The following is a 1,202-nucleotide window of genomic DNA, read 5'->3' on the forward strand; positions in this document are numbered from 1 at the left end:
AAGGGCACGGATCTCAGCCAGCACGGTGTCAATGAGTTGAGCGCCGTCGCGCATGCTTTGAACACAAGGCCCCGCAAAACCCTCGGATGGAGAACACCTGCCGAAGCTCTCGACGAACTGCTCAAACTGAATATAATCGAATGTGGTGCGACGACCGGTTGAATCCGCCCAATATTGTTCAGGCGACTATCAGAAGCGCCTGAACAAACATGGCTTCGAAGTATCGATGAGCGGAAAAGGCAATTGTTACGACAATTCCATGGTTGAAACGTTCTTCAAATCACTCAAGGCAGAGCTGATTTGGCGCAACCGTTGGGAAACCAGACGTCAAGCCGAAGGGGCGATATTTCAGTATATCAATGGGTTCTACAATCCACGACGCCAACACTCGTCGTTAGGAGGCAAAAGCCCTTTGGCCTTCGAACGAAAGGCTGCCTAAATGAACTGAGAGACCGGAACCTAAACGCGACAAGACCAGATCTTCTGTGCCGCCTCGACTTCCTGATCCTCGACGAGCTCGGCTATCTCCCCTTCGCACAGACCGGCGGCCAGCTGCTGTTCCACCTCGTCAGTCGCCTCTACGAGCGCACATCGATCATCGTGACGACCAATCTCGATTTCGGTGAATGGCCGTCGGTCTTCGGAGACGCCAAGATGACGACAGCGCTACTCGATCGACTTACCCACCACTGTGACATCGTCGAAACCGGCAACGAAAGCTGGCGCTTCATGACCCGCGGATGACCAAAACCCCGCTGGCCCGATACGGCTGCGCTGTATGAGGGCTACACCGCATCGGCCCAGCTACCCGAGCGCTCCGAGGGGGTCATTTTTGCATGCCGATAGGGGGTCAAGTTTGCGTGCCGATTGACAGTCAAATGTCGGTTCCTGTATCTGCCGCCCTATTCACCCGATCTAAACCCCATTTAGCAGGCATTCTCGAAACTGAAGGCGCATCTCCGCAAAATGGGCGCACGAACCTTCAGTGATCTGTTCAAAGCCCTCGGCGACATCTGCAACATGTTCTCGCCCCAAAAGTGCCGGAACTACTTCCACGCGGCAGGGTATGTATCAGGTCAAGGCCGAAACGCTCTAGGCCGCCATCTTGTCCATTGCCTTTCTCTGCAAAAATTCCATCGGGGTGAGGTTGCTCAATGCTGAATGTGGTCTGCGACAGTTGTAATTCTTCTGCCATTTTTCAA

1 protein-coding gene and 4 pseudogenes are annotated in these 1,202 nt (G+C 54.0%); 4 read left to right on the forward strand and 1 reads right to left on the reverse strand.

Annotation, left to right across the window (positions count from 1 at the left end; all coding sequences use genetic code 11):
- The 4 pseudogenes from DWB67_RS17690 to DWB67_RS18560 all read left to right on the forward strand — a co-directional run.
- A pseudogene (locus tag DWB67_RS17690) lies at positions 1-162 on the forward strand (IS30 family transposase); the annotation flags it as partial.
- Between the two features lie 4 nt (positions 163-166).
- Positions 167-439 (forward strand): annotated as a pseudogene (locus tag DWB67_RS17695) (IS3 family transposase); the annotation flags it as partial.
- A 38-nt stretch (positions 440-477) separates the two neighbouring features.
- A pseudogene (gene istB, locus DWB67_RS17700) lies at positions 478-744 on the forward strand (IS21-like element ISPkr1 family helper ATPase IstB); the annotation flags it as partial.
- A gap of 144 nt (positions 745-888) precedes the next feature.
- Positions 889-1,074 (forward strand): annotated as a pseudogene (locus DWB67_RS18560) (transposase); the annotation flags it as partial.
- Between the two features lie 18 nt (positions 1,075-1,092).
- Here DWB67_RS18560 and DWB67_RS18730 read toward each other — a convergent pair.
- Positions 1,093-1,202, reverse strand: a 110-nt coding sequence (locus DWB67_RS18730; protein WP_147385937.1) for an integrase core domain-containing protein, incomplete at its 5' end; no start/stop codon positions are given.

The organism is Paracoccus sp. JM45 (assembly GCF_003590715.1).
Classification (GTDB): Bacteria; Pseudomonadota; Alphaproteobacteria; order Rhodobacterales; family Rhodobacteraceae; genus Paracoccus.